Origin of the sequence: Actinophytocola sp. (genome assembly GCF_045807065.1) — a bacterium.
Lineage (GTDB): Bacteria > Actinomycetota > Actinomycetes > Mycobacteriales > Pseudonocardiaceae > Actinophytocola.
In genome coordinates this window covers 1-3,620 of record NZ_JBJMIE010000516.1, presented here as the reverse complement: position 1 = coordinate 3,620, position 3,620 = coordinate 1, and the positions used below count along the sequence as shown (strand labels likewise).

5 protein-coding genes are annotated in these 3,620 nt (G+C 72.1%); 3 read left to right on the top strand and 2 right to left on the bottom strand.

Annotated elements, in window-relative coordinates:
• The 3 genes from ACJ73U_RS30455 to ACJ73U_RS30445 all read left to right on the top strand — a co-directional run.
• Positions 1-582 (top strand): flavodoxin-dependent (E)-4-hydroxy-3-methylbut-2-enyl-diphosphate synthase (locus tag ACJ73U_RS30455; RefSeq protein ID WP_407781172.1); only part of this gene is annotated, 582 nt, incomplete at its 5' end.
• The gene (locus ACJ73U_RS30450) at positions 579-1,331 is read left to right on the top strand and encodes a hypothetical protein (protein WP_407781171.1); all 753 of its coding nucleotides are present in this window, start codon (positions 579-581) and stop codon (positions 1,329-1,331) included. The genes ACJ73U_RS30455 and ACJ73U_RS30450, both read left to right, overlap by 4 nt.
• A complete protein-coding gene (locus ACJ73U_RS30445; protein WP_407781170.1) occupies positions 1,328-1,795 on the top strand; it encodes a hypothetical protein in 468 nt (155 codons plus the stop codon). Before ACJ73U_RS30450 ends, ACJ73U_RS30445 begins: the two co-directional genes overlap by 4 nt.
• A 49-nt stretch (positions 1,796-1,844) precedes the next feature.
• Here ACJ73U_RS30445 and ACJ73U_RS30440 read toward each other — a convergent pair whose 3' ends face one another.
• Together ACJ73U_RS30440 and ACJ73U_RS30435 are read right to left on the bottom strand one after the other, a co-directional pair.
• Complete coding sequence (locus ACJ73U_RS30440; RefSeq protein ID WP_407781169.1) at positions 1,845-3,182, bottom strand: MGH1-like glycoside hydrolase domain-containing protein; 1,338 nt, start codon at positions 3,180-3,182, stop codon at positions 1,845-1,847.
• Positions 3,179-3,620: TOBE domain-containing protein (locus ACJ73U_RS30435; protein WP_407781168.1), on the bottom strand; the 442-nt coding region annotated here is incomplete at its 5' end. The genes ACJ73U_RS30440 and ACJ73U_RS30435, both read right to left, overlap by 4 nt.

The window sequence follows — 3,620 nt, the reverse complement described above, 5'->3', positions numbered from 1 at the left end:
TCGCTGTTCGAGGAGCACGACTTCCGCGACATCAAGATCTCGGTCAAGCACCACGACCCGGTGGTGGTGATCGCGGCGTACCGGCAGCTGGCGGAGCGGTGCGACTACCCGCTGCACCTCGGCGTGACCGAGGCGGGGCCGCGGTTCCAGGGCACGATCAAGTCCGCGGTGGCGTTCGGCGTGCTGCTCGCGGACGGGATCGGCGACACGATCCGGGTCTCGCTGTCCGCGCCGCCGGTCGAGGAGATCAAGGTTGGACTGTCCATACTGGAGTCACTCGGACTGCGGCCGCGGCGGCTGGAGATCGTGTCGTGCCCGTCGTGCGGCCGGGCGCAGGTGGACGTGTACCGGCTGGCGGAGCAGGTGACCGCGGCGTTCGACGGCTTCGAGACGCCGCTGCGGGTCGCGGTGATGGGCTGTGTGGTGAACGGACCGGGTGAGGCACGCGAGGCGGACCTCGGGGTGTCCTCGGGAAACGGCAAGGGGCAGATCTTCGTGCGAGGCGAAGTGGTACGGACGGTGCCGGAGAGCCAGATCGTGGAGGCACTGCTCGACGAGGCGACGAAGCGAGACTGGTCATGAGCATCTATGTCACGGGCCTGCTGTGGGTCATCGGCGCCGCGCTGCTCGCGGGCGGCCTGGCGTTCCTGGCGCGCCGGGTCGGCACGCGCGAGGGCGAGGTCGACAACAACGAGGCGGCGGGCCAGGTGTTCACGCTCGTCGGCGGGTTGCAGGCCGTGTTGCTGGCGTTCGTGCTGATCTCGTTGTTCGACGGCGTGAGCGACGCGGACGGCGGCTCCTACAAGGAGGCCGACAGCCTCGTCGCCGCGGTCTGGGCGGCGAAGGCGCTGCACGCATCCGACGTGGCTACGCAGGCACGCGCCTACGCCCGCGAGGTGATCGACGAGGAATGGCCACGCATGCGCGAGGGCGAGGACGTCGACGACACCGGCTGGAACACGCTGGCGAAGCTGCGTGCCGAGGTGGACGCCGCCCCGGCGAGCGACGACTGGAGCAACGGCCAGAAGAGCGACGCCGCCGACCAGCTGTGGCAGGTCTACCAGGCCAGGCAGGAACGGCTGAACGCGGCGTCGAGCGGGGGCGTGAACTCGGTGGTGTGGTTCGCCCTGCTGGCCGGGGCGGTGCTCGCGGTGGCACTGCCGATCCTGTTCGGCGGCCCCAAACCCGGGACGCACATCTTCATCGTGGGGATCCTCGGGGCGGCAATGGCCCTGCTGCTGTTCGCCACGCAGCAGCTGCAGAACCCCTACGGCGGCGGGGCGGACGTGAGCCCCACGGCTTTCGAGTCCGCGCTGGACAGACTGCGATGAACTGCCTCATCGGGATGATCGTCGCGGTCGTGGTCAACGTCACGATCTGCGTGATACCGCAGTCCTCCCACCCCCCGACACCGCCGCCGGTCACGACGACGACGGCGCCGCCGACCCAGGCGCCCCCACCTCCGCCTCCCCCGAGTCCACAACACCCGCCACCCCAACCCCAGGCGCCGCCACGGCCGCCGGCACCATCGCCTCAGCAACAGCAGGTCCCGCCGGCCGCCGCCACGATCGAGCCGGCGGCGCCACCACCCCCACCCCCGCCACCTCCGCCGCCCCCGGCGCCGCCGCCGCCCGCGCCCACGAAACGGCACGTCCACATCGAGGAGACGCCGACGATGGCGGAGGCGCCGACCCACGAGGCGACGAAGGAGAAACGCCGCTGGGGCCTGACGATCCTCATCCTGGTCATCGCCTCCGGTGCGGCCGCCGCACGGATGTCCCGCCGGCGGGGATAGCCCCCTTCGGGGCGCCGCTCGCGCCTCGAAGGGGTCCATCCACGGTGGCTCAGGCGGTGTGCAGCCAGTCCAGCACCACGGTGGCGGTCCAGGACTGCTGCCGCGACCCCAGTGGCTCACCGGTCAGCGGGTGGTAGTACTCGGCGAACGAGCCGTCCGCGGCCAGGCGCAGGCACTCCGCGCGCAGGTGCGTCGACTCCGCGAGCCAGCCGTGCTGCTCGAACGCCCACCCGAACAACCACGCGATGACCGGCCACACCGGCCCCCGCCAGTACTCGCGGGGCCGGAAGCCGGGATCGTTCGGGGACACCGACGGCGGGATCGCCGCGAACAGGGCCGGGTGCCCCGCCCAGTCCGGGCCGCACAGCGTGGCCAGTTGCGCCTTCTGGGCGTCCACCGGCAGCCCGCCGCACAGCAGCGGCGCGAACCCGGCGATGGTCGACGTGCTCAGCCACCGGTCGCCACGCAGGTCGCGGTCGCGGGCGAGACCGGTCTCCGGGTCCTGCGACGCCGCCACCGCTGCCCGCGACCGCCGTGCCCAGCCGCGCAGCTGCCGGATCTGCCACGGCGGCTGCTCGCTCTCCTCGCCGAGCGTGGCCAGCACCTCGCTCGCCAGCGCGAACAGGGCTGTCACGAACACGTCGCCGACCAGGAAGCTCGACGTGCGCACCACCGCGTCCGGTTCGTAGCGGACCTTGCGCATCTCCTCGACCAGCCACAGGTAGCGGTCGTACTCGGTGTCGCTCGGGCGTTCGGCGTCGGCGTGCGCCACGAGGCCGCGGTCGAGCCGGACGTATGGCGGCAGGTCGGGACCGGGGAACACCTCGGCGTACGGCAGGTCCCACCGGGGCGAGTTGTCCATCCCGGACTCCCAGCCGTGCACGATGGCGAGCATGCCCGTGCCAAGCGGGTCCCGGTGGCGCACCAGCCACTCGTGCCACCGGTACAGCCGCGGCCACGCGAACTTCAACAGCTCGTACGCCGTCGCCCGCTCACCCTGCGAGCGGGCGATGTCGACGATGCGCCGCAGGGCGATCGCGTGCACGGGCGGCTGGCAGATGCCGGACGTGCGCGGTGCGTTCGGCGCGTCCGGGTTCAGCTCCGCGGCACCCCATCGCTCGGGCCCGGGGAAGTACCCGGCGCCCTCGGAGAACACGATGTGCGGGATCATCCCGTTGCGCCACTGCGCGGACAGCAGCGTGCGCAGCTCCTGCGCGGCCCGCTCGGCCGAGAGGTGCGCGAGGCCGATGGAGATGAACGCGGTGTCCCAGCTCCACATGTGCGGGTACAGCCGGGGCGCGGCCGTGATCATCGTGCCGATGTCGTTGCCGGACAACGTCCACGCCGCGCTCGCCGCCAGCTGCACGGGTCCCAGGCTCGTCCTCACCGGACCTCCAGCAGCAGTTGTGTCTCCGGGTCGTACCAGCGGGTCCGGGTGGGCGCCACGCGCAGCTCGTCACCCGGCGCGGCGCGGAAACCCGGTGGCGCGGTCACCTTCACCCGTTGTCCACTCAGGACTGTGGTGAGCAGCACCGAGGAGCCCAGCGGCTCGTACACCTCGACCGTGCACGTCAACGCTTCGGGCGCGTCCGCACCGACCACCTGGAGCGACTCGGCCCGCACACCGAGGTCCAGCCTGCGGTCGCGGTAGTCGGACAGCTCCGCCGGCACCGGCACCCACTGGTCCCCCAGCGTGAGCGCGAGCCCGCGCCCGTTCTCGGACACCGTGCCGGACAGGAAGTTCATCGGCGGGCTGCCCAGGAACCCACCCACGAACTCCGACGCCGGGTTGTCGTACACGTCGGTCGGCTCGGCGCACTGCGTG